The organism is Pseudomonas sp. NyZ480 (assembly GCF_029537255.1).
GTDB classification, from domain to species: Bacteria; Pseudomonadota; Gammaproteobacteria; order Pseudomonadales; family Pseudomonadaceae; genus Aquipseudomonas; species Aquipseudomonas taiwanensis.
Genome location: NZ_CP120626.1, coordinates 3,160,098 through 3,181,735, shown reverse-complemented (window position 1 = coordinate 3,181,735; position 21,638 = coordinate 3,160,098). Strand labels below are relative to the sequence as shown.

Sequence of the window (21,638 nt, the reverse complement as noted above, 5' to 3'; positions counted from 1 at the left end):
TTCAGGCGGTGTCGCCAGCTCGGCCGTGGCGAACCACTTCCACGCTGAAATCCGCCTCGAAAGGTGGCACATGACATTCGACGATGTCCTGCTCGGCGACCTGCAGGTGTATACCCACGATCTGCGCATGCACGGGTTGGTGACAGACGTGACGGTCAACGAGCACCGCGCTGAATACCCGTCGCGCGCCAAGCTCAGCCAGGTAGGCGCAGGTACGCAGCAGGGAGTGCCCTTCGTACAGCACGTCATCGACCACCAGCAAGGTGGTATCGGCCAGATCCAGTTTGGCCAACTCAGGGTTCTCGGTAAGCTGCGTATAGGCATGCAGGATGCTGAGGTCGTCGGCGTAGCGCTTGACCTTGATCGGGTAGAGTGGCAATGGCGCCGCCCCGGTCAGTCGGTGCAAGTGCAGTTGCAGGCGGCGCGCCAAAGGCTCCCCTCGGCGTTGAATCCCCACCAGCACCGTGGGTTGGGCAGTCATGAACGCCAGGGCCTGCTGCGCCATGCTACGCAGCACGCTGTCGAGGTCTTGTTCGTCATACAGGCGAGCGCGTGAGGGGGCGGGGCGGTTCATGATTGTTTTCCGTGGTCGGCCAAGGGTCATTGGCAACCTATACCGCTGCCACCTGCTCGACTTGATAAAAGCCAAGCACAGGTCATTTCCACGATGATCCCCGCGGTCGCTGGCGAAGGCCTTGGGGCAGGTACCACCTGATGCACAGCGGTCTTGCAGGTTTATTACCTCAACTGTTGACCTAGGATAACTTGCGCCGCCTTTTGGATCGTCGCGCCACGAACGCAGTGGTAGCGTATTCATACAGTCGTGGCGATCACGGTGGGTTGTCATGTATCAGAATCTGGCTGTCCTGGCTGCCTTGCTGGTGCTGTACGCCAACCTGGCCGGCGCGCTCGAATCCAAACCTATCAATGGCCCCCTGTTGTTCTTGCTGGCGGGGCTGGTGGCAGGCCCCGCTGGGCTTGGGGTGCTGAACCTTTCCCTGGATCGTCATGATCTTCGGCTGCTGGCCGAGCTTACCCTGGCGATCGTACTGTTCAGCGATGCTGCCCAAGCTGATCTGGCTCAATTGCGCCTTCACCGTAGCCTGCCACTGCGTCTGCTGACGATTGGCTTGCCGCTGACCCTGGTCGCCGGTTGGCTTGCTGCGTGGCTGATGTTTCCACGCATGCCCTGGCTGGAAATGGCCCTGTTGTCGACGATCCTGGCGCCCACCGATGCCGCCCTTGGCAAGGCAGTGGTGAGTAACCCCCTGGTGCCGGCCAATGTGCGTGAAAGCCTGAACGTCGAAAGCGGACTGAATGACGGCATCTGCGTGCCGGTTCTGCTCTTGCTGCTGGCATTGCTGATGGAAAGTCGCTCGACGATGCCCTTTGCCCTGGCGGGATACTTCTTGCTGGAGGAGTTGGGCATTGGCGTACTGACGGGGGCAGTGCTGGCGCTGGTGGTGGGAGGGCTGCTGCGTCTTTCCCAACGCCGCTGCCTGCAAATGGACTCTTGGCAACAACTGGTGATGCCCGCCCTGGCGTTGCTGAGCTTCGCCAGCGCCCAGGCAATGGGCGGTAGCGGCTTTATCGCAGCGTTCTGTGCAGGTGTGTTGACCGGTTACCTGTTCAATCGGGAAACGCAGCCGCTGCTTAAGACCGGCGAATCCTGCGGTGAAGCACTTTCGCTGCTGACCTGGGTGGTGTTCGGTGCCTACGTAGCGCCCAAGGCCTCGCAAATCCTGTCGCCCTCGGTATGGTTCTATGCACTGCTGAGCCTGTCGCTGGTGCGTATGGTGCCTGTCTGGGTGAGCCTGGCCGGCAGCGAGCTGGCTGCCGAGAGCCGTCTGTTCATTGGCTGGTTCGGACCGCGTGGTCTAGCGTCTATCGTCTTCGCCGTGCTGGTACTCGATGCGCCGCTGCAAGAGGGCAGCACGATCATCGCCACGACCATCGCCTGCGTCGTGCTCAGCGTGATATTGCATGGCATAAGCGCTGCACCCGGTGCCCGGCGGTTGGGGCGCAGGGCTCGAAAGTGAAGGCGTGGCACATGAGCGATCGGTTCTTCGACAGGCTTTCGCGGAGGTGGCAGCCATGCGTGATAAAGCAAAGAAAATGGGCCTGGTCGGACTGACGACACTGGTCACTGTGAATATGATGGGTTCGGGCATCATCATGCTGCCGGCAAGCATGGCGCAGATCGGCGCCGTCTCGCTGCTGTCCTGGGTGATTACGGCCATCGGCTCGATGGCTATCGCCTACTGTTTCGCCCAATGCGGCATCTACTGCACGCAATCGGGCGGCATGTCTGCCTACAGTGAACAAGCCCATGGCAAGTCTGCTTTCTTTCTGTGCTCCTACCTTTACTTCCTGTCGCTGATGATTGGCAATGTAGCCATCGCCATTTCTGCCGTTGGCTACCTCACGCCTTTCATTCCCTGGCTTGGAACTGGTGGTGGGCCGCTATTGGTTGGAGCGGTGACGTTGATCTGGTTTACCACCTTGTCCAACCTGGGGGGAGCCGAAGTTACCGGTCGTATTGGCGCTGTCAGCGTGTGGGGCGTCATTGTCCCGGTTGCCGGTTTAAGCCTGATCGGGTGGCACTGGTTCAGCCCCGCGACCTTCCAGGATGCCTGGAACCCGGGTCAAATGCCGGTCGCCCAGGCCATTACCAACAGTATTCCGCTGACCTTGTGGGCGTTCCTGGGCATGGAATCGGCTGCGCAGAACTCCGACGCGGTGGAAAACCCCAAGCGCAATGTGCCTCTGGCGTGCTTGCTCGGCACCCTTGGCGCAGCGGTGATCTACATTCTTTCGACCAGTGTCATCCAGGGCATCGTGCCGAACCCGGAACTTGCAAACGCCAGCGCGCCCTTCGCCCTGGTCTATGCGCAGATGTTCAATGACGCTGTCGGCAATGTCATCATGGCCTTGGCGGTAATCGCCTGTGTGGGTTCGTTGCTCGGCTGGCAATTCACCTTGGCTGAAACCGCCAGAGTGACTGCCGGGCAGGGGCTTTTCCCAACGCTGTTCACGCGCACCACGGCACGTGGTGTGCCATTGATAGGCATGCTGACCTGCGCCGTGCTGCAGAGCCTCATTGCCCTGTCGACGCTCTCGCCCAATGCCAGCGCCCAGTTCAGCAAACTGGTCAACCTGGCTGCCGTGACCAACATCATTCCCTACATCACCTCGCTGACCGGGCTGTTGGTGATCATGTACAAGGCCCAGGTTCAGGCAGCCATTTTTCGCCGTAACAGCGCGGTCATGGTGGTCGCGGTGTGCTATTGCTTCTACGCACTGTACGCCTCGGGCCTGGAAGCCGTATTCGGTGCCGCTCTGATCATGGCGCTGGGCTACCTGCTGTTCGGTTTCATTGCCAAGCGTTTCGTCAAGGCGTTGGACATGATCGGAGGTGCGCCATGAAGCGTTCATTGAAAGCGACCGGTTGGTGTCTTGCCAGTTTGCTGTTGTGCGCGGTAGCAGACAGCACTGTCGCCGCTGCGGACGTATTGAGCAGGTTAAGGCAAGGGCAGGTGCTCAATCTCGGATTCGTGGAGGGGTTCGCTCCCTTCTCATCTGGCAGCGAACAGGCACCGGAGGGGTACTCCATCGACCTTTGCCAGGCAGTCGTCGCACGCCTTCGGGAGTCGCCCGGGCTCGCGGGCTTGCAGGTACGCTGGCGCTCCCTGGCAGAGCCGGAGGCTGTTCGCACCGTGGGTGACGGGCAGGTCGACCTGCTCTGTACACCGATGGTGGAAACCCTATCCAGAAGGGGCACCTTGGACTTTTCCATCGCGGTCTTTACTTCCGGCCTTGCGGCTCTGGTCAGGCGTGATGCACCGAATACCTTGCTCGGCCCCCTCAGCGGTGGCGCGCAGGACACCAGCCCGCGCTGGCGCGCGACGATCAACGCGGGGTTGAGCAAGCACAGCTTTGCCGTCCTGCGTGGCACCTTGAGCAGTCGCTGGGCCCATGAGCGGATCCGCCAGCTTGGTTTGCAATCCACGCTCCAGGAAGTGTCGACGTACGCGGAAGGGGTGCAGCGGGTGGTCGACCGCAAGGTCGACGCGCTCCTGGGAGACAGGGTGGTCCTGCTGGCCTATCAGGCCCGGCAAGCTGAGCGCGACCAGCTGTGGGTTCCGGATCACTTGTTCGTCATGAGCCGGGTGGCGTTGTCGATGCCAAGAGGAGACGACGATTTCCGTTTGTTGGTGGATACCGCCTTGAGCCAGGCACTTTCGGGCCCACAAGGCGAGGCCCTGTTCGTTCGCCATCTAGGTCCCCTGTCCGCGCAGGATCGTTTGCTGCAAAGCCTGTATCCGCTGCCTGACTAGTTGGCGGGGATCGTGATGACCGGTGTTTCCGGGGCTACGCCAGTTTCGGCGAGGGACAAGAGCACGAGAATGAAGAGGAACTCGGACTTGGACTTCAGGTCGCGATCGTCTATCCAGAACCAGTGATCGCGGTAGTGCACGGCGGCATAGGCATTGTCTGGCTTTCGCTCGCTTGAATGGATACGCACCAGTGGCGTGTCCCATTCGTTGGAAACCTTGGGAAGGGCGGGTTCGGGGTTTGCCCGACCCTCTTGCACATGGATGGGCGGGGCTTCGATGGTGGCGGCGATCTCCGAGAAGATCTCCGACATCGAACGTGTCAGCAAGGCCACCTCGGTATCGTCCCTCTGCACCGAGCCGAAGGTGAGTTTCAGTATCTCCGCGTCGGGTCGAAGGTGCAGCGACTGGCGCACCAGTCGGCGATCGGTTTCGACGATTTCCGACCGGGTGTCGGCGATCAGCAGCAGTTCACTGTCAGTCCCGGCACGTTGGCTGATTCGCATGCCCAGCTTTTCCGAACGCTGAATCCGCCGAAGCGCATCCAGCACCGCATAGAACTCTGGGTCTGCTGCACGCAGCCGAGACGGGGAGGTTGACCTGTTGTACAAGCCGTTTGCGGCACGCGTGGTCAGGTGCAGCACACGATCGACCGGATAGCCCGCCTGGACGAGCGAGAATATAGCCGCTGGCGAAAGGGGCGTGAGCAGGTAACGGGAGAAGCGTTCGCCGGACAACGGTGTGTAGCTGATGGTAGGGCGATCTGTGTAGAGGCCTGAAGCGCCCAAGGTCTGGTTGTTACCCTCAGCGGGCGAACCGCTGAACCAACTGGCGCTGAGGTTCACCTGACTTTGGATGGCCGTGGAACTGATCACCGATGACACCTCCAAATAGACGGGGGCATCGGCGTAACGCAACTTGACGATGTTCAACAGGGTCTGTTCTTTCCAGGTCGTGGCTATGACGGTCGCGTAATCGCTTCTGTCGCGCTCGATGGTGGAGGGACCGAGGGTTGAACAGGCGGTCAGCATCAGTATGGTCGCGACGAGAACGGCCCCGTGGAAACGAGACGATCTTGAACGCGCTGGGGGAAAACGAGGGTCATGCATCTTCTTGAATCCAGATGAATGCAGTTAGGTCACCCCCCATGGCATAGGCCATGGCAGTGCTCAATCGTCTTCCTCGCGAAGTGCCTTGATCCTGCCCTTTTTCTCGGCATTGACCAGCGCCGCGTAGTCCATGGCATTTTGCTTGGCATAAGCCAGTGCGAACTTGCCAAGGGCTTGATCGAAGGCGTCCGACTTGCCGAGATACCCACTGATCAGCGCTGCGTCCCCTGACTTGGCATGCGCCCGCGCCAACGTCATGCCACACACCTGCGCATACATGTTCATCTGCTCGAAGGTCGCACCTTCCACTGGCAATGACATCTTCATATCGCGTAGCTGTCGGACGAAAAACTGCCGGCCCTTGGTGCTTTCGGTCCAGCCCAGAAAAATGTCGCTGGCGGATTGCGAAAGGCGCTGGCCGGTAACCACTCGCTGACCTTGATTGGCAAACTCGCTTTTGCCGGCATAGGGCGCCAGCACGGACGGGCAGGCTTCCTTGAATTGCAGCAGCAGCGGATGGTTTTCGGCCGAAAAGAACAAGCCGACGAAGCAGAACGTGCCCACGCTGCCAATGCCCACGGCTTTCACTGCGAAGTCCTCCAGGCGATAGCGGTCGTAGAGCACTCTGCGCTCGGGTAGCAATGAACGGCGGTAATCCTCAAGTGCAAGCTTCACGCGCTTGGCGAAACCGGCTTCTTGGATATGGAACAGGATCGGAGGCTGGTCGACCAGGCGTCGCCTACCGCCCACTTCATCGCTGATCTGGGGATACAGGTAGTCCCCGATCCGCGTTCTGGCCCTGGTCATCAATGCTTCGCGCGCCTTGCGGTATTTCTCGTTGGGGGCCATGTCGATGATGGCCTGAGCGTCCAGGCGGTCGTACCAGACGTCAAGCGGGCTCATATCCGACAATTCACGCATGCGCTTGCGGTAGGCCTCCACGCAGGCCATGGCCAATTGTCCGGCCTCTTTGTCGTTCAGCCGATTGTCTTGGGCGGCGACGGCAAAGCTGACTGCCAACCGTTTGATGTCCCATTCCCACGGCGCGGGAAGTGTCTCGTCGAAGTCGTTGATATCGAAGATCAGGTTACGTTCGGGGGTGGCGAACAAGCCAAAGTTGAGCAGGTGGCAATCGCCGCAGGCTTGGACGTGTACGCCGGTACAAGGCAGCGGGGCGAGGTCGCGTGCCATCAGGCCGGCCGAGCCACGCAAGAAGGTGAATGGGCTGCGCAGCATTCGCCCATAACGGACAGGCACCAGTGCCGGATGGCGGTCACGGTTGGACAGTTCGAGCAAACCGACGGGATCACGCTGCCTGGGCTTGGATTTCCACGTTGCATGAGCCGCCCGCGGAACGACGTCTCGCAGACGTTTACCGGCCTCCAGTCTCTCCTTGCGCGAATGGAAATTCTTTTCTTCACGGAAGTCGTCTTTCACCTTGGACAACCGCTTGGTCGAATGCTTCTTGAAGTCAGCCATGTCGGCACCTTTGTTGAGCAAAGGTCATGCGCAAAGGGTGGGCCCGAACGACAATGGAACTCATCGGTGCTGAACTGGCAATGCAGCAACGAGGATTACCGGCCAGCCTCTGAAAAGCGTAGCAGTAATTCACCTATCCCCAAGCCACGGCGGGCTGCCGCAGACTCGGATTTCAACCCTGCTGGCCCAGGGCTAGAATAAGGGCATGCCCACCCCTTTCTCTTGAGTTGGAGCGTTGCGATGCTTGTTGACATGAATGCCTTCACGCCATGGTCGGCGCTCGGAGGAGGCGTGCTGATTGGTCTGGCCGCAGGGCTGTTCGCTGCAGCCAACGGGCGGATAGCCGGTATCAGTGGGTTGCTGGCTTCGATGTTGCAGCGGTCAGGGGAGGGGCGTGGCGACAAAGCTGCGTTCCTGCTGGGCATCATCGCTGCACCGCTGCTGTGGCAGGTGTTCGTGTCGCTTCCCGCCGTGGAGTTCACCCGTGCACCCTGGGTTCTCATGGTCGCAGGGCTGCTGGTCGGCCTGGGCACTCGCTACGGCGGCGGCTGCACCAGCGGTCACGGGGTGTGTGGCCTGTCGCGGCTGTCACCCCGTTCGGCAGTGGCGACGCTGTGCTTCATGGCGGCCGGGTTCGCCACCGTGTTCGTCGCTCGGCATCTTCTGGCGGGTGTGTGACATGACGCGGATCACTGGTTTCATCGCAGGGTTGCTGTTCGGGTTGGGCTTGTTGCTGTCCGGCATGGCGAATCCCGCCAAGGTGCTTGGATTTCTCGACCTGGCCGGGCAGTGGGATCCTTCGCTTGCATTGGTCATGGTCGGTGCCATTGGCGCAGCGTTGGTGCCGATGGCCTGGGCGCGCCGACAGTCGGTGGCGCTGTTGGGGGGCACGATGCAGTTGCCCACCCGGCGCGACATCGACCGTCGCCTGGTAGGCGGAAGCCTGCTGTTCGGCATTGGTTGGGGGCTGGCTGGCGTATGCCCGGGCCCTGCGCTGGTGCTGTTGCCGGGTGGTTATTGGCAGGCCTGGCTGTTCGTGGCAGCCATGTTGCTGGGCATGCTGGTGTTCAATGGCATCGAAGCGATTCGCGCCCGTCGGTAGAACCCGAACAGCGCAGGCCCCACAGCCTGCGCTGTTCGGCGCCGCTCAGTCGTGCTGTCGTACCCGGTTGCCGTGCCTTGGCAATCCGACCGAGATGAGTGCCGCAGCCAGGACGAAAACGCTGGAAACCCACAAGCAGGCCTCCAGGCCATAGGCCTGGAATACCCAACCCGAAAGCAGCGTGCCCATCAGCCGTCCCAGGGCGTTGGACATGTAGTAGAAGCCCACGTCCAGGGAAACGCCATCCTCCTTGGCATAGCTCACGATCAAATAGCTGTGCAGCGATGAGTTCACCGCGAACAGCACGCCGAACAACATCAGCCCGCCCAGCAGCACGATCTGGGCCGAGCCACCGGCTGTGAGGCCCAGTGCCATGAGCAGGGGCAGCCCGGCCAGGGCGATGGCCCAGGTGAAGGCGGCTCGGCCGTCGGGCACATGGCCTTGCTTCTTGCCGGTGAGGTAAGGGGCGAACGACTGGACGATGCCGTAGCCGATGACCCAGGCGGCCAGAAAACCGCCGACCATCCAGAAGTCCCAGCCGAAAGTGGCGCTCAGATAGACCGGCAACGCCACCACGAACCACACGTCGCGAGCCCCGAACAGGAACAGCCGTGCAGCCGAGAGGATGTTGATCGCCCGGCTCTTGGACAGCATGTCGCGGAACTTCGGTTTGGCCTTGGCCTTGCCAAGGTCTTTTTTCAGCAGGAGCAAACTGCCGATCCAAACCGCTGCCAACACGGCCGCCATGGACAGCACCGCGTGGGTGAAACCAAGCAGCGCGAGCAGCGCTCCACCGAGGAAGAAGCCCACGCCTTTGAGCGCGTTCTTCGAGCCGGTGAGGATGGCCACCCACTGGTAGAGGGTGCCTTGCTGGCTGTCCGGCACCAACAGCTTGATCGAACTTTTGGCGCTCATCTTGTTGAGGTCCTTGGCGATGCCGGACAGCGCCTGGGCAGCCATCACCCAGGGCACCGTCAGCCCGGCCGCCGGGACCGTCAGCATCATCAAGGCCACGACTTGCATGCCCAGGCCGATGTTCATGGTGCGATTGAGCCCCAGGCGTGCGCCAAGATAGCCCCCCGTCAGGTTGGTGATCACGCCGAACACCTCATAGAACAGGAACAACGCCGCGATCTGCAGCGGCGTATAGCCCAGTGCATGGAAGTGCAGGACCACCAGCATGCGTAACGCGCCGTCGGTGAGCGTGAAGGCCCAGTAATTGCCGGTCACCAGCAGGTATTGACGCACGTCCCCGGACAGGGCTGACAACGCCTTCATGATCGTTGTCTACTCCGCCATGCCGACGAGTCGGGCCAGTTCTGCTGCACGGTTGGCATAGCCCCATTCGTTGTCGTACCAGGCGTAGATCTTCACCTGGGTACCGTTGACCACCAGCGTGGACAGCGCGTCGATGATCGAGGAGCGTGGATCGGTGCGGTAGTCGATGGACACCAATGGCCGTTCTTCATAGCCCAGGATGCCCTTCAACCCACCTTCGGCAGCCGCTTTGAGCAGGGCATTGACCTCTTCGGCGGTGGTCGCGCGTTGAACCTCGAACACACAGTCGGTCAGCGAGGCATTGGCCAGCGGGACACGCACGGCGTGACCATTGAGCTTGCCGCGCAGCTCAGGGAAGATTTCCGCGATCGCAGTGGCCGAGCCGGTGGTGGTGGGGATCAGGCTCATGCCTGAGGCCCGGGCGCGACGCAAGTCCTTGTGTGGCGTATCGAGGATGCTTTGGGTATTGGTCAGGTCGTGGATGGTGGTGATCGAACCGTGGCGGATGCCCAGGTGCTGATGAATTACCTGGACCACCGGAGCCAGGCAATTGGTGGTGCAGGAAGCAGCGGTGACGATGCGGTGCAGGGCCGGGTCGAACACGTGCTGGTTGACACCCATCACCACGTTAAGCGCGCCCTTTTCCTTGACTGGCGCACACACCACCACGCGTTTGACGCCCTGATCCAGATAGGCCTGGAGCACGGCCACCGACTTCATCTTGCCGCTGGCCTCGATCACCAGGTCGCAGTCGGACCAGTCGGTTTCTGCAAGGGTTTTGTTCGCGCTGACCTTGATGCGCTTGCCATCGATTACCACCGAGTCGCCGTCTGCGCTGGCTTCGCGGTGCCAGCGGCCGTGGACCGAGTCGAAGTTGACCAGATGGGCGTGTGTCTTGGCGTCGCCGGCTGGGTCGTTGATCCGGACGAATTCGAACTCTGGCCATTCCCAGGATGCGCGCAGCGCCAGGCGGCCGATACGTCCGAATCCGTTGATGCCTACTTTGATTGCCATGTCGTTGTACTCAGGTTGTGCTCAGAGAGCGCTCATAGGGGTAGGGCGGCAATGGCCGCTCGATGACCGATGCAGCGGACGTCGGTCTTGTTCAGGGTGAAGGCGAAGGAGGTTCTTCCATCCGATGGCATCAGCAGCAGGTGGCGACGCGCCGTGGGCGATCCCCCATGGCGTCCAGCCGATCGGCAGTGCGACTCAGCCATTCGCGATTGGCCTCGAGGGTGATTGCCAGTACCTCTCGCACCCAGGCGGGCAGCGCTGGATGCAGGCGGTAATAGACCCATTGGCCTTGCCGGCGGTCCTCCAGCAGGTCACAGGTGCGCAGTTGCGCCAGATGGCGGGAAACCTTGGGTTGGCTTTGTTCCAGTGCGCAGGTCAGCTCACAGACGCAGAGCTCTTGCTCGCGGGCGATCAGCAGCATCATCCGGATGCGATTCTCATCGGCGAGGCATTTGAAAACCTGGAGGGGTGACAGCGGGTCAGTCATGGCGTGTCTCGGTGGCTGGGTTTCACTGCCAGCCCGCAGGGGTGCACTGAGCGTATATGATTTTCCGAATATACGATTTTCCGGATGTATTGCAAGTCGGACGTGAGGGCAGGTTTCGTCAGAAGCTGTACATCTCCTTCGTAAAGTTGTACAAATGTATCTTCTTGTACAGGATTGAGTGAGCTGGAGGTCAGCATGACGCACGCTGCGCGTTGGACCTGCCTGTGGTTCCTGTTGATCTGCCTGCAAGCGGCAGCAGCCGACTGGCGGACAGCGCTGCCCACGGCACAGCGACTGGGCAGCGGTGAGTTCACCTGGTTCGGGTTGCGTGTCTACAGCGCCAGGCTTTGGACCAACGGACCTGTACAGGATTGGCGACAGCCCTTTGCGCTGGAGCTGCTCTACCACCGACCGATTTCCCGCGAAACTCTGGTCCAGGCCAGCATGGATGAGATTCGCCGACTGAACACGGGGGCCGTGACGCCGGAGCAGATCGCTGCATGGGCCGAGCTGATTCAAACGGCATTCGTGGATGTGCGCCCTGGAATGCGCATCACCGGTTTGTACTTGCCGGGTGAGGGATGCCGCTTCTATGTCGACGGCACGCTCCACCGGGAAATCGCCGACCCGGCCTTTGCGCGGGCGTTCTTTGCGATATGGCTCGACCCTCGGGCCAGAGACCCTCGACTGCGCCTGCGCTTGCTGGGGCAGGTTAGCGACGACGAAGGAGCATGAGCATGTACAGGGCACTGGTGTTGGCGGCCTGCGTTTTATTGGGTAGCTGTGGCAATGTTGGCGTCGAGCGCTACGCCTCGGAGCAGCCGAAATTAGACCTGGCGAGTTTCTTCTCGCAGCCGGTGCAGGCCTGGGGCATGTTCCAGAAGCGCTCCGGGGAAGTGGTCAAGCGTTTTCACGTGTGCATCGCCAGCCGGCGGGACGGTGAGCGGCTGATCCTCGACGAGCGTTTTCTTTACAGCGATGGCACGCGTCAACGGCGCGTCTGGACCCTCGTGCCAGACGGCCCTGGCCGCTGGCGCGGAACCGCGGCGGACGTGATTGGCGAGGCCCGCGGCGAGGTGGCGGGCAATGCGCTGCGCTGGCGCTACCAGCTGGATCTGCCCGTGGACGGGCGGCACTGGGAGGTCGACCTGGACGACTGGATGTACCTGATGGACGACGACACCCTGATCAATCGCTCGCGCATGAGCAAACTGGGCGTGGAACTCGGGCAGATCACCTTGTTCTTCCGCCGTCTGCCGGAAGGCGCTCCCTGCAACTGAATAAGGGCCTCTGACCATGGCCAGCCAATGGTGACCAACGCAATGCGTCTCGGCCTGGTGCTCGGTGACCAGCTGTCATTCGACCTGGCGAGCCTGGCGGCGCTGGACCCGACCCAGGACGCCGTCCTCATGGCCGAAGTCCAGGGGGAGGCCCGCTATGTGCCGCATCATCCGCACAAGATCATGTTCATCTTCAGCGCCATGCGTCATTTCGCCCAGGCCCTGCGCGAGCGTGGGTGGCAGGTGCATTACGTCGAGCTGGATGCCGAAGGCAACAGCGGCAGCATCGCCGGCGAGCTGCGGCGCTGGGGCAAGGTGCTCGGTGCGAGCGAAATTCACCTGACCGAATGCGGCGAGTGGCGTCTGGAACAGGCGCTGCGCGATGCCGGGCTGCCGCTGGTGTGGCATCGCGATACCCGCTTCTTGTGCTCGCGCGAGGCATTCGCGCGCTGGGCGCAAGGGCGCACGCAACTGCGCATGGAGCATTTCTACCGAGGCATGCGCAAGCGTTGTGGCCTGCTGTTGGAGCCCGACGGCAGTCCGGCAGGCGGCTCGTGGAACTTCGATGCCGACAATCGCAAATCCTTGCCGCGAGGCCTGCGCGGGCCGATTCCGGCGCAGTTCGACCAGGATGCGATCACCCAAACGGTGGTGGACTTGGTCCGGCAGCGTTTCAATGATCATTACGGTGCCATGGACGGTTTCGATTACCCCGTGACCCATGGTCAGGCCCAGCAGCTCTGGCAGCATTTTCTCGACTTTGGCCTGGCGGCATTCGGCGATTACCAGGACGCCATGGCCGAAGGCGAACCGTACCTGTTCCATGCACGCATCAGTGCGGCCCTGAATGTCGGGCTGCTGGATGTCCGGCAGTTGTGCGCGGATGTCGACCACGCCTGGCGCAGCGGCCAGGTACCGCTCAATGCCGCTGAGGGCTTCATTCGTCAGTTGATCGGCTGGCGCGAATACGTGCGGGGCATCTACTGGTTGCGCATGCCCGAGTATGCTGGGCTGAACCACCTGGGCAACGATCGCGCGCTGCCGACGTTCTACTGGACCGGGGATACGCGCATGCGCTGCATGGCGCAGGCCATTGGGCAGACCCTGCGGCTTGGCTACGCGCACCATATCCAGCGGCTGATGGTCACTGGCAATTTCGCTCTGTTGGCCGGCATCGCACCAGACGCCATTTGCCAGTGGTACCTGGCGGTGTATATCGATGCGTTCGATTGGGTCGAGCTGCCCAATACCTTGGGCATGGTGATGCACGCCGATGGCGGCTATCTGGGCTCCAAACCCTATTGCGCGAGTGGTCGATACATCCAGCGGATGTCCAACCATTGCCAGGCCTGCAGCTACAAGGTCGGGCAGGTCACGGAGGAGAATGCCTGCCCGTTCAATGCGCTGTACTGGCATTTTCTGATTCGGCATCGTGCCCAGCTATCTGCCAATCCGCGCCTGCGCCTGGTCTATGGAAGCCTCGACAACATGTCACCGGCGCGTCGCCAAGCGGTGTGGGAGCGTGGCCAGGAGTTGTTGGCACGGCTGGATGCCGGGGAGGCGCTATGAAGAAGGGTTTATTGCCGAGCAAGGTTTGCGTGGTGTGTGGTCGCCCATTCGATTGGCGCAAGCGCTGGGCGCGGTGTTGGGACCAGGTGCGGTACTGCTCGCAGCGCTGCCGAAGGTCAGCGCCACGCGGCGATGCGCACCAGCAGGGGGAAGGCCAGCGCCCAGATCGGGGCCAGCAACAGCGCGGTGGGCAGTGACCCCAAGGGTAGCGCCACATCAGCCAGCCCGGCACCGCCCAGGTAAGCCGCCGGGCCGCCCAGAGCACCCAGCAGTGCGCCACGCCAGAATGGGCTGCCAGCCCAGGCCAAGCTGTGGCGCAAGCCGCTGGCCAGCACCAACCACAAAAGCCCCAGCCACAGGGGCAGTGGCCAGGTGCCGAAATCGAAAACGCCCAACGATCCCAGCAGACTGTCCATGACGCAGCCGGCCAGTGTGACCCGCCACAACGCCTTGGTCTCGGCGGCAAGGTCCGCGCACAGGTACAGGTGCACGGCCAGCCCGATCGGCACCAGTAGCAACAGCCACGGGTATTTTGCGCCGAGCACGCAAAGCCACCAGCCGCCCTGCAACCATAGGGCGTTGGCCACCAGCCAGGCGCTGGGCATCATGGCTGTGCTGGCAACGGCGCACGCCGGGCCAAGGGGGCTGCCCACAGCAATTGTGATACACCGATTGCACGCTCTTCGAAACCGCCCTGGCAATAGCACAGGTAGAACTCCCACAAGCGCTGGAACGTGTCGTCGTATCCCAGCGCGGCCAGCGTGGTGCGTGACTGGCGCAGGTTGTCGCGCCAATGCTCCAGCGTGCGTGCATAGTCCACACCGAAATCTTCCAGATGCACGAGGTTGAGCGCGGTCTGCCGGCTGGCGGTGTCGAGCATCACGCTCAGCGACGGCAGGGCGCCACCGGGGAAGATGTAGCGTTGGATGAAGTCCACAGAGCGCCGCGCCTGGGCATAGCGCTGGTCACGGATGGTGATGGCCTGCAGCAGCATCAGCCCGTCGGGCTTGAGCAGGGCGGCGCACTGGCGGAAGTAGGTCGGTAGGTAGCGGTGGCCCACGGCCTCGATCATTTCGATGGACACCAGCTTGTCGTAGCTGCCGACCAGGTCGCGGTAGTCGTCTTGCAGTACGGTCACGCGCTGCTCCAGGCCAAGGTCCCGGACCCGCTGCAAGGTATAGCTGTACTGCGCTTGCGACAGCGTGGTGGTGGTGACTCGGCAGCCGTAGCGGGTTGCGGCATGGATGGCCAGGCTGCCCCAACCGCAGCCGATTTCCAGCAGGTGGTCGTTCGGGCTGAGTTCGAGCTTCTGGCAGATGCGCTCCAGCTTGTTCAGTTGCGCCTGTTCCAGGGTTTGCCCTGGATGCTCGAACTTGGCCGCGGAATACATCATGGTCGGGTCCAGCAACTGCTCGAACAGTGCGTTGCCCAGATCGTAGTGGGCCAGGATGTTGCGCCGGGCACCGCGCCGGCTGTTGCGGTTCAACCGGTGCAGCAGGCGCAGGGCTGGTCGGCCAAGACGTGCCAGGCCACCTTCCAGGGCGTCCAGTACGTCGAGGTTGGCCACGAACAGGCGGGTCACCCGTGCAAGGTCCGGGCTGCGCCAGTAGCCATGGATATACGCCTCGCCGGCGCCAATCGAGCCATTCCCGGCGATCATGCCCCAGGCTGCGTCATCGAGAATCTCCACCTCGGCCTGCAACGGGCTGGCGGCATCGCCAAAGTTCCACTGCCGCCCATGGCTGAGCAGCCGCAGGTGGCCGTGGCGTAACTTGCCCAATTGGGCGAGCAGGGCGTTACGTGCCAATGTGCCGAGCAAGGGCGCCAGGCCTGCGGACTTGCTAACGCTCAGAGTGGGGTTGGGCATGGTTGGGGTCCTCGCAGGGTTGGCCGAGTACCAGGTCGCCCTGGCGTTCGGTGTGGTCATGGATGGGCGTGCGTTTGAGTAGAAGGCGCAGCGCCTGCCAGTAGATGGCCGAGACGGTGCGCAAGCTCATCCAGGGGAAGGTCAGGATGTACCTCCGCAGTGCGCGCCTATCCAGGGGCTGAAGCTGCAGGGCGAGATCGGCATCGAAGACTTTCTGGCCGTCCTGCCAGTTCTGCATGTGAATGCGTACTTGCGTCGCCGCCAGGCGAAAGTGCAGGCGGTAGTCCATGTTCAACGGCATGAACGGCGACACATGGAAGGCCTTGGCCAGGGTGAAGGACGTCGCCAGGTTGCCCTCTACCGGCAGCACATAGTGGTAGCGCTCGCGCCAGGGAGTGTTGCGGACTTCCAGCAGGATCGCCGCCAGCTGCCCGTCGTGGTCATGGCAGAAGTAGAAACTCACCGGATTGAACGACAGCCCCCAGCAACGCAATTGCGTCAGCAGTTGGACGTGTCCAGTGGGTGTGCGGCCGGTGGCCTGACCGACCAATGTGCGGGCAGCTTCGGCTAGCGGTGTACCTTGGCGGGTCAGGGCGGGCAGGTAGTCGGTGTCGCGCCAGCTCAGAGGGGCCAGGCGCCAGCGTCCGATCCAGCGCGACAGCCCCAGCCATGCGGCTTGTTCGTCCAGGTCCAGCAAGAACATGCCTACCCGGTAACGGAACGCGTGGGGGCGTGGCGCCAGGCGGCGGTGGCTGAGCCAGCCCAGGCAAAGGCTGCTGTTCACAGCTGCTCTCCAAAGTGGCGCGCCACCTGCAGCGCGCTCACCACGCCGTCTTCATGAAAACCATTGCCCCAATAGGCACCGCAGAAGTAGCTGTGCAGATGGCCTTGTATCTGTTCCTGCCTTGCCTGCGCGGTGGAGGCGGCCAGGCTGTATTGTGGGTGGGCGTAACGCAGGCGGGCGATGATGTGTGCCGGGTCTATGAGTGCGGTTTGGTTGAGACTGACGCAGAAGGTCGCCGGCGCCTGGATACCCTGGAGTATGTTCATGTTGTAGGTGACCGCGGCCGGGGCATGCTCGGCGCCGCCCAAGCGGTAGTTCCAACTGGCCCAGGCTTTCCTGCGGCGCGGCAACAGGCGGATGTCGGTGTGCAGCACCACGTCGTTCTCGGCGTACCCTATGGCGCCTAGCACGGCGCGCTCTTGGGCGCTGGGTGCTTCCAGCAGCCCGAGGGCCTGGTCGCTGTGGCAGGCAAACACCACGCTTTCGAAGCGTTCGGTGCCGGCGCTGGTGAAAACGCTCACCCCCCCCTCGTCGCGGCTGACCCGGTGGACCTTGGTGCCAAGGCGAATACGATCGGCGAACGGTCGGCACAGCGGCTCGATGTAGCTACGCGAGCCGCCCTGGATGACCCGCCATTGCGGGCGATCGTTGACCGACAGCAGGCCATGGTTGCGACAGAACCGCACGAAGAACCGCAGCGGGAAGTCGAGCATGTCGGCGCGGGACATCGACCAGATGGCCGACCCCATCGGTACGATGTAGTGTTCGATGAAGCGTTGCCCATAGCCATGGGTCGTGAGGTAGCTGCCCAGGGTGGTGGAGGCATCGATGCGCTGGTTGTCCAGGTCGGCCAGTGCCTGCCGGTTGAAGCGCAGGATGTCGCGCAGCATCCCCCAGAAGCCCGGCGACCACAGGTTTCTGCGTTGGGCGAACAGGGTATCGAGGTCGTGACCGTTGTATTCCAGGCCAGTGAGCGGGTCATGGACCGAAAAGCTCATCTGCGTTGGTTGCGACGCGACCCCGAGCTGACCGAGCAGGCGTATGAAATGGGGGTAGGTCCAGTCGTTGAAGACGATGAAGCCAGTGTCGATGGCATAGCGTTGGCCCTGCCAGTCCACATCCAGGGTATGGGTGTGCCCGCCGATCCATTGCTCGGCCTCGAACACTGTCACTTCGTGTTTGCGCGACAACAGGTAGGCGCAGGTCAAACCTGCGATACCGCTGCCGATGATCGCTATGCGCATGGGGCATCATTCCTGTTCATGGCGTGCCAGGCGTCGGCCAATCGCCAGGCGCAGACGCGCAGGCAAAGCACCGAGCAGGCGCAGGACAAAGGTGAATAGGCCGGGGAAATTGATCTCCAGCGGGCGCCGGGGCAGGCGCTTGGCGATATGGCTGGCGGCGCGCTGGGCTGGCCAGATCTGGGGCATGGGGAAGTCGTTGCGGCGGGTCAGCGGCGTGTCGACGAACCCCGGACTCACCAAGGTCACGTCGATACCCTCGCGCGCCAGGTCGATGCGTTGCGATTCCACCAGGTAGCGTACAGCCGCCTTGGATGCGCCATAAGCTCCCGCCCGAGGCAAGGCCAGCCAGGTAACCGAACTGCCCATCACCACCAGGTGCGGGCGCTCCCCAGCGCGCAGCAAGGGCAGGGCGGCTGCCAGGCAATGGTTCAGCGCGAGGAAGTTGGTGCGGATCACGCGTTCGACCAGCTGCGGGTCGTATCGGCCGGGCTCCAGGTATTCGCAGGTACCTGCGTTGAGGATGACCATGTCCAGGCCACCCCAGGCCTGCTCGATGCAGGCGGCGACCTGGGCTACCTGGCGTGGGTCGTCGAGATCGCCGATGGCCAGCAGCACTTGGCCAGGAAACTGTTCGGCAAGGGGTGACAGCCGCTCGGCATGACGGCTGCCGAGTGCCACTTGGTGCCCCTGTTCGAGCAGGCATCGCGCAAGTTCGGCGCCGATCCCGCTGCTCGCGCCGGTCAGCCAGCAACGGCTCATGCCAACCTGCCTTTGAGCCAGCGGATAGCGCCGCCCATGACCGGAACATGCTCGTAGAGCAGGGCTCCTGCGTCGAAGAAGTCCTGATGCAGATGCACCCGGTCCTGCCATTGCAGGTAGCTGCAACCTTGCAAGGCGATCGGCCGTCCGCCGGACAGGCGAGGGTGGCGGAACTGCAAGGTCCAACGCAAATAGCCTTGACCAGGCCCTACCTCATCGGCGCCTGTGAAGGTGTAGCGGATGTCCTGCGCGTTGGCGTAAAGCTGGGAGAAGTAGGCCTTCAGTGCCTCAAGACCCTGAATCTGATGCAGGGGGTCGCGAAAAGTGACCTCTTCGTTGTACAGGTTTACCAGCGCATCGATATTGTGCGCGTCGAGCCGCGCGAAGCGTTGCGCGAATTGCTGCAGGTAGGCGGACATGCGAGTCTCCAGGCAGGCCTGTACAGATAATGAATCTTGTACAGGTATAGCTGAAGACTACGTCTAAAATTGTACAAGTCAACGTCCTTGTACAGCTTTTTTTGTATCAAGCTTCGAGCTCGCCCAATTTGCCCTGCAATTCAGCGACTTGCGCTTCCAGTTCCCGGATCCTTTGCTGGGCTTCCATTCGTGCCGTGACGTCGTGCTGGATCCCGATGTAGTAGGTCAACTGGTCCGCCTCGTTATGCACCGGCGTGATGGACAGTTCGTTCCAGAACAAGCTGCCATCCTTGCGGTAGTTGCGCAGCACCTGACGGCAGGGCTGCCCTTGGGCGATGGCCTGGCGGATGGCAACGAGCCCTGCCTGGTCGTGGTCCTGGCCTTGGAGGAAGCGACAGTCCTGATAAAGGATATCGGCGGCGCAATAGCCTGTGAGGCGTTCGAAAGCGGGGTTGACGTAGATAAGGATGCTGTCGTCGCCTTCCTGTTCGGCGACGACGATGCCATCGTTGGAATGCTCGACCATCAGTTGCAGGAGTTTTGCGTTGATCATTTAGCCACCCACGGATTCATGTTCAGTATGCGCAGCGTAGCTCTACTGTCGAGAGCTTCGGTGCGGTTCGTCGAATGATGACTCAATGATGCTCGCCCAAGAAGATGTGCAGGGGTTTAGAATGTGTTATCTCACGGATGCCCCACGATGACTGAAGCCACCCCACCTGATCTTTTTCCCATGCGCGATGTGGTCACCATGACCGGCATCAACCCCGTTACCTTGCGTGCCTGGGAGCGGCGCCATGGCCTGATCCGCCCACAACGTACCGATGGCGGCCACCGGTTGTACACTGCCACGGACGTGCAGCGAATCCGCGACATCCTGCGCTGGACCGCCAATGGCCTGCCGATCAGCAAGGTCGGCGAAATGCTCGCGGGGCAAAGCAAGACCAGCCTTGTGCGCGACGATGCCTTCGATGAATGGCGTACGGCCGTTGTGCGCGCAACCAGAACATTCGATAGCCAGGCGCTGGAAGGTATCCATGGCCAGTTGTTCACGCTCTTTCCCAAGGCCAGCGTGATGCATGACGTGCTGATGCCGGTCTGGCGTGGTCTGGCATCCGGTAGTGGTTTCGGGGAGCGCAGCCAGTGGCTTTTCCTCGATACCTTCCTGCGCGCCAGGCTACTCCTGCGCCTGCAGATGAATCAGCCCGATGCCCCTCGGGTCCTGCTGGCTGGTTTGGAGGACCATGCCGAGCTTGAGTTGCTTAGTACCGGTTTGCTGCTCAGTGGCGAGCGCCAGCGCATCGAGGTGCTCGGTGGTGGCCAACCCCTCGAAGAACTGGCCCTGCTGTGCGCGGCGATCCAGCCCGCGGCGGTGGTGATTGCCGTACGGGAGCCTGTTACCCCTGTGCTGGCCAGGCGCCTGCGGTCGTTGCAGATGGACGTCGCTTGCCCGTTGGCGGTGGTGGGCGAGGGCCTGGACGATTCCCTGGGGGTTTTGCAGGGTATTCCGCTGTGCCTGCTGAACGAGCGTCAGAGCAATGTGGCGGGTGTCCTGGAAGCGCTGCTCAGCGGTGCGCTGGACCTGTGACGGAGAGGGAAGACGCCTTGGCTGGCGACGCCTTCCCTGGGGCTTGTGCATTCAGGCTCCTCTGAAGCCACGGCCTTCGCGCCCTGCAGACTCAACGTTGGCCTCTGGCAAGGCGGTGACCTTGATTGCCCGTACCGGAACGGCGAATGTGGCGCCGATCCGGGAGAAGCGTTCCAGTAGACGGAAATTGATCGCTTGCTGGATATCCATGTACAGGTTGTAGCCTGGGTCCTTGACGATATACACGCACTCGAACTCCAACGCCTCCTTGCCGAAACCGCGCAGGTGAGCACGGTCGAAACGCACCTGATCCTGCGCCTTGATCGCTTCTTCGACGATGCCCGGCGCCTTCTTCACCGCCTCGGTGGGTGTGTCGTAGGAAAGGCCGAATTCGAACACGATGCGGCGTTCCTGCAACCGCTTGTAGTTCTGGATGGTGCTGCTGATCATGCTGGCGTTGGCCATGACGATCTGCTCGCCGCCAAGGCTGCGGATACGCGTGGTTTTAAGACCGACATGCTCCACGGTGCCCGCCAGCGGGCCGATGACGATGAAGTCGCCGACTTCGAACGGCTTGTCCACGGCGATCGACAGCGAGGCGAACAGGTCGCCGAGGATGTTCTGCACGGCCAGCGCCACCGCGATCCCGCCCACACCCAGGCTGGCAACGAAGGCAGTGATGTTCACGCCCAGGTTCGACAGCATCGCCAGCAACACCACCGACCACAGTAACACCCGCGCGCCCCAGGCCGAGAGCGTGGCCAAGGCGCTGCCCTGGTTCAGGCCATCGGCCCTGTGGCGTGCGAAGTAGCGGCTAAGGCCTAGGCTTATGGCGCGGTTGGCCCACAGGCCAATCTGCAGGGCGGCGACCACGAACCACAGGCTGCTGACCCGGCTGAGCCAGCGCTCGGGCAGGTCGAGCAGGCTCAAGCCTACAAGCAAGGAGGCAAGGAACAGCAGGAAATTGCTGGTGCCAGCCAGCACCTTGGCCAGCACTTGGCTCAAGGCGCCATCGTGCATTGACCAGCGCCGGACCCGGTGCAGCAGGAAGCTGATCGCCGCACGGGCGACCAGGAAGGTCACGAGGGTGGTGGTCAGCGCCAACAACACGTTGAGAATGGAAATACCGAATACGGTGGTGTCGGTGAACAGTGCAATGATGTGATCGTTCATCAGTGGCTCGCCTCCTGGTTGCCATCGATAGGTGTGCAATTCCTTGTCTTGGACGTCCGGCAGACGCTACAGGTCGATTGGATTTCATCAACCGAGCGATAGCGCCGAATGTTTCGGCGCGTTCAGTGGGAAGGACGGGCGGGACGCAGAGG

23 protein-coding genes and 1 pseudogene are annotated in these 21,638 nt (G+C 62.2%); 10 read left to right on the top strand and 14 right to left on the bottom strand.

The features are described 5' to 3' along the window. Position 1 precedes the first annotated feature (1 nt). Positions 2-574, bottom strand: a complete 573-nt coding sequence (locus tag P3R38_RS14560) for a phosphoribosyltransferase family protein (RefSeq protein WP_023380966.1) — start codon at positions 572-574, stop codon at positions 2-4. A 271-nt stretch (positions 575-845) separates the two neighbouring features. Between P3R38_RS14560 and P3R38_RS14555 the strand changes: the two genes are divergently transcribed. From P3R38_RS14555 to P3R38_RS14545, 3 genes are read left to right on the top strand one after another with little or no spacing between them, the layout of a single operon-like run. Then, positions 846-2,039, top strand: a complete 1,194-nt coding sequence (locus P3R38_RS14555) for a cation:proton antiporter (RefSeq protein ID WP_027906732.1) — start codon at positions 846-848, stop codon at positions 2,037-2,039. Between the two features lie 55 nt (positions 2,040-2,094). Next, positions 2,095-3,426 carry a putrescine-ornithine antiporter gene (gene potE, locus P3R38_RS14550; RefSeq protein ID WP_023380964.1) on the top strand — a complete coding sequence of 444 codons (1,332 nt, stop codon included), beginning with the start codon at positions 2,095-2,097 and terminating at the stop codon, positions 3,424-3,426. After that, entirely contained in the window at positions 3,423-4,337 is a 915-nt protein-coding gene (locus tag P3R38_RS14545) for a transporter substrate-binding domain-containing protein (protein ID WP_023380963.1), read from the top strand. The genes potE and P3R38_RS14545 overlap by 4 nt, the downstream gene beginning before the upstream one ends. Here the strand turns inward: P3R38_RS14545 and P3R38_RS14540 are convergent. After that, complete coding sequence (locus tag P3R38_RS14540) at positions 4,334-5,365, bottom strand: hypothetical protein (RefSeq protein ID WP_023380961.1); 1,032 nt, start codon at positions 5,363-5,365, stop codon at positions 4,334-4,336. The genes P3R38_RS14545 and P3R38_RS14540 overlap by 4 nt on opposite strands. A gap of 138 nt (positions 5,366-5,503) precedes the next feature. Beyond that, on the bottom strand, positions 5,504-6,679 hold the full coding sequence (locus tag P3R38_RS14535; RefSeq protein ID WP_347176215.1) for a DUF2252 domain-containing protein: 1,176 nt from the start codon (positions 6,677-6,679) through the stop codon (positions 5,504-5,506). A 483-nt stretch (positions 6,680-7,162) separates the two neighbouring features. Here P3R38_RS14535 and P3R38_RS14530 point away from each other — a divergent pair, with 483 nt between their 5' ends. Next, on the top strand, positions 7,163-7,600 hold the full coding sequence (locus P3R38_RS14530; protein ID WP_023380958.1) for a YeeE/YedE family protein: 438 nt from the start codon (positions 7,163-7,165) through the stop codon (positions 7,598-7,600). 1 nt (position 7,601) lies between these two features. Continuing rightward, on the top strand, positions 7,602-8,024 hold the full coding sequence (locus tag P3R38_RS14525) for a DUF6691 family protein (RefSeq protein WP_023380956.1): 423 nt from the start codon (positions 7,602-7,604) through the stop codon (positions 8,022-8,024). A gap of 45 nt (positions 8,025-8,069) precedes the next feature. Here P3R38_RS14525 and arsJ read toward each other — a convergent pair whose 3' ends face one another. From arsJ to P3R38_RS14510, 3 genes are all read right to left on the bottom strand, one after another. After that, positions 8,070-9,302: an organoarsenical effux MFS transporter ArsJ gene (gene arsJ / locus P3R38_RS14520; RefSeq protein ID WP_023380954.1), complete on the bottom strand. Its 1,233-nt coding sequence runs from the start codon at positions 9,300-9,302 to the stop codon at positions 8,070-8,072. Between the two features lie 9 nt (positions 9,303-9,311). Beyond that, positions 9,312-10,316, bottom strand: a complete 1,005-nt coding sequence (locus tag P3R38_RS14515) for an ArsJ-associated glyceraldehyde-3-phosphate dehydrogenase (RefSeq protein ID WP_277686332.1) — start codon at positions 10,314-10,316, stop codon at positions 9,312-9,314. Positions 10,317-10,446: 130 nt separating this feature from the next. After that, a complete protein-coding gene (locus P3R38_RS14510; protein ID WP_027906728.1) occupies positions 10,447-10,803 on the bottom strand; it encodes a metalloregulator ArsR/SmtB family transcription factor in 357 nt (118 codons plus the stop codon). Positions 10,804-10,998: 195 nt separating this feature from the next. On the opposite strand from P3R38_RS14510, the gene P3R38_RS14505 reads away from it, so the two are divergent. From P3R38_RS14505 to P3R38_RS25120, 4 genes and pseudogenes are all read left to right on the top strand, one after another. Continuing rightward, on the top strand, positions 10,999-11,538 hold the full coding sequence (locus tag P3R38_RS14505; protein ID WP_027906727.1) for a chalcone isomerase family protein: 540 nt from the start codon (positions 10,999-11,001) through the stop codon (positions 11,536-11,538). A gap of 2 nt (positions 11,539-11,540) precedes the next feature. After that, on the top strand, positions 11,541-12,083 hold the full coding sequence (locus tag P3R38_RS14500) for a DUF3833 domain-containing protein (RefSeq protein WP_027906726.1): 543 nt from the start codon (positions 11,541-11,543) through the stop codon (positions 12,081-12,083). 42 nt (positions 12,084-12,125) lie between these two features. Continuing rightward, positions 12,126-13,652 (top strand): cryptochrome/photolyase family protein, encoded by a 1,527-nt coding sequence (locus P3R38_RS14495; protein ID WP_023380948.1) that lies wholly within the window; start codon positions 12,126-12,128, stop codon positions 13,650-13,652. Continuing rightward, positions 13,649-13,768: pseudogene (locus P3R38_RS25120) on the top strand (DUF2256 domain-containing protein); the annotation flags it as partial. The gene P3R38_RS14495 and the pseudogene P3R38_RS25120, both read left to right, overlap by 4 nt. Here P3R38_RS25120 and P3R38_RS14490 read toward each other — a convergent pair. The 7 genes from P3R38_RS14490 to P3R38_RS14460 all read right to left on the bottom strand — a co-directional run bounded on the left by P3R38_RS14490 (position 13,769) and on the right by P3R38_RS14460 (position 19,278). After that, the gene (locus P3R38_RS14490) at positions 13,769-14,257 is read right to left on the bottom strand and encodes a DUF2878 domain-containing protein (RefSeq protein ID WP_023380946.1); all 489 of its coding nucleotides are present in this window, start codon (positions 14,255-14,257) and stop codon (positions 13,769-13,771) included. It lies immediately after the preceding pseudogene. Next, positions 14,257-15,519 carry a cyclopropane-fatty-acyl-phospholipid synthase family protein gene (locus tag P3R38_RS14485; RefSeq protein WP_023380945.1) on the bottom strand — a complete coding sequence of 421 codons (1,263 nt, stop codon included), beginning with the start codon at positions 15,517-15,519 and terminating at the stop codon, positions 14,257-14,259. The genes P3R38_RS14490 and P3R38_RS14485 overlap by 1 nt, the downstream gene beginning before the upstream one ends. Then, positions 15,494-16,303: a DUF1365 domain-containing protein gene (locus tag P3R38_RS14480; protein ID WP_023380944.1), complete on the bottom strand. Its 810-nt coding sequence runs from the start codon at positions 16,301-16,303 to the stop codon at positions 15,494-15,496. Before P3R38_RS14480 ends, P3R38_RS14485 begins: the two co-directional genes overlap by 26 nt. Further along, positions 16,300-17,547: an FAD-dependent oxidoreductase gene (locus P3R38_RS14475; protein WP_023380943.1), complete on the bottom strand. Its 1,248-nt coding sequence runs from the start codon at positions 17,545-17,547 to the stop codon at positions 16,300-16,302. Before P3R38_RS14475 ends, P3R38_RS14480 begins: the two co-directional genes overlap by 4 nt. Before the next feature lie 6 nt (positions 17,548-17,553). Beyond that, positions 17,554-18,306 (bottom strand): SDR family NAD(P)-dependent oxidoreductase, encoded by a 753-nt coding sequence (locus P3R38_RS14470; protein WP_023380942.1) that lies wholly within the window; start codon positions 18,304-18,306, stop codon positions 17,554-17,556. Then, a complete protein-coding gene (locus tag P3R38_RS14465) occupies positions 18,303-18,725 on the bottom strand; it encodes a nuclear transport factor 2 family protein (protein ID WP_104881641.1) in 423 nt (140 codons plus the stop codon). The genes P3R38_RS14470 and P3R38_RS14465 overlap by 4 nt, the downstream gene beginning before the upstream one ends. A gap of 106 nt (positions 18,726-18,831) precedes the next feature. Further along, positions 18,832-19,278 (bottom strand): PAS domain S-box protein, encoded by a 447-nt coding sequence (locus tag P3R38_RS14460; protein ID WP_023380940.1) that lies wholly within the window; start codon positions 19,276-19,278, stop codon positions 18,832-18,834. A gap of 147 nt (positions 19,279-19,425) precedes the next feature. Here P3R38_RS14460 and P3R38_RS14455 point away from each other — a divergent pair, with 147 nt between their 5' ends. Continuing rightward, a complete protein-coding gene (locus P3R38_RS14455; RefSeq protein ID WP_277686331.1) occupies positions 19,426-20,313 on the top strand; it encodes a MerR family transcriptional regulator in 888 nt (295 codons plus the stop codon). Positions 20,314-20,364: 51 nt separating this feature from the next. Here the strand turns inward: P3R38_RS14455 and P3R38_RS14450 are convergent, their stop codons facing one another. Next, the gene (locus P3R38_RS14450) at positions 20,365-21,486 is read right to left on the bottom strand and encodes a mechanosensitive ion channel family protein (protein WP_277686330.1); all 1,122 of its coding nucleotides are present in this window, start codon (positions 21,484-21,486) and stop codon (positions 20,365-20,367) included. Between the last annotated feature and the right edge of the window lie 152 nt (positions 21,487-21,638).

What these genes read in the sequence shown, in the direction of transcription:
- P3R38_RS14560 (WP_023380966.1), bottom strand. Translation starts at nt 574, where the DNA reads ATGAACCGCCCCGCCCCCTCACGCGCTCGCCTGTATGACGAACAAGAC.
- P3R38_RS14555 (WP_027906732.1), top strand. Translation starts at nt 846, where the DNA reads ATGTATCAGAATCTGGCTGTCCTGGCTGCCTTGCTGGTGCTGTACGCC.
- potE (WP_023380964.1), top strand. Translation starts at nt 2,095, where the DNA reads ATGCGTGATAAAGCAAAGAAAATGGGCCTGGTCGGACTGACGACACTG.
- P3R38_RS14545 (WP_023380963.1), top strand. Translation starts at nt 3,423, where the DNA reads ATGAAGCGTTCATTGAAAGCGACCGGTTGGTGTCTTGCCAGTTTGCTG.
- P3R38_RS14540 (WP_023380961.1), bottom strand. Translation starts at nt 5,365, where the DNA reads ATGCTGACCGCCTGTTCAACCCTCGGTCCCTCCACCATCGAGCGCGAC.
- P3R38_RS14535 (WP_347176215.1), bottom strand. Translation starts at nt 6,679, where the DNA reads ATGCTGCGCAGCCCATTCACCTTCTTGCGTGGCTCGGCCGGCCTGATG.
- P3R38_RS14530 (WP_023380958.1), top strand. Translation starts at nt 7,163, where the DNA reads ATGCTTGTTGACATGAATGCCTTCACGCCATGGTCGGCGCTCGGAGGA.
- P3R38_RS14525 (WP_023380956.1), top strand. Translation starts at nt 7,602, where the DNA reads ATGACGCGGATCACTGGTTTCATCGCAGGGTTGCTGTTCGGGTTGGGC.
- arsJ (WP_023380954.1), bottom strand. Translation starts at nt 9,302, where the DNA reads ATGAAGGCGTTGTCAGCCCTGTCCGGGGACGTGCGTCAATACCTGCTG.
- P3R38_RS14515 (WP_277686332.1), bottom strand. Translation starts at nt 10,316, where the DNA reads ATGGCAATCAAAGTAGGCATCAACGGATTCGGACGTATCGGCCGCCTG.
- P3R38_RS14510 (WP_027906728.1), bottom strand. Translation starts at nt 10,803, where the DNA reads ATGACTGACCCGCTGTCACCCCTCCAGGTTTTCAAATGCCTCGCCGAT.
- P3R38_RS14505 (WP_027906727.1), top strand. Translation starts at nt 10,999, where the DNA reads ATGACGCACGCTGCGCGTTGGACCTGCCTGTGGTTCCTGTTGATCTGC.
- P3R38_RS14500 (WP_027906726.1), top strand. Translation starts at nt 11,541, where the DNA reads ATGTACAGGGCACTGGTGTTGGCGGCCTGCGTTTTATTGGGTAGCTGT.
- P3R38_RS14495 (WP_023380948.1), top strand. Translation starts at nt 12,126, where the DNA reads ATGCGTCTCGGCCTGGTGCTCGGTGACCAGCTGTCATTCGACCTGGCG.
- P3R38_RS14490 (WP_023380946.1), bottom strand. Translation starts at nt 14,257, where the DNA reads ATGCCCAGCGCCTGGCTGGTGGCCAACGCCCTATGGTTGCAGGGCGGC.
- P3R38_RS14485 (WP_023380945.1), bottom strand. Translation starts at nt 15,519, where the DNA reads ATGCCCAACCCCACTCTGAGCGTTAGCAAGTCCGCAGGCCTGGCGCCC.
- P3R38_RS14475 (WP_023380943.1), bottom strand. Translation starts at nt 17,547, where the DNA reads ATGCGCATAGCGATCATCGGCAGCGGTATCGCAGGTTTGACCTGCGCC.
- P3R38_RS14470 (WP_023380942.1), bottom strand. Translation starts at nt 18,306, where the DNA reads ATGAGCCGTTGCTGGCTGACCGGCGCGAGCAGCGGGATCGGCGCCGAA.
- P3R38_RS14465 (WP_104881641.1), bottom strand. Translation starts at nt 18,725, where the DNA reads ATGTCCGCCTACCTGCAGCAATTCGCGCAACGCTTCGCGCGGCTCGAC.
- P3R38_RS14460 (WP_023380940.1), bottom strand. Translation starts at nt 19,278, where the DNA reads ATGATCAACGCAAAACTCCTGCAACTGATGGTCGAGCATTCCAACGAT.
- P3R38_RS14455 (WP_277686331.1), top strand. Translation starts at nt 19,426, where the DNA reads ATGACTGAAGCCACCCCACCTGATCTTTTTCCCATGCGCGATGTGGTC.
- P3R38_RS14450 (WP_277686330.1), bottom strand. Translation starts at nt 21,486, where the DNA reads ATGAACGATCACATCATTGCACTGTTCACCGACACCACCGTATTCGGT.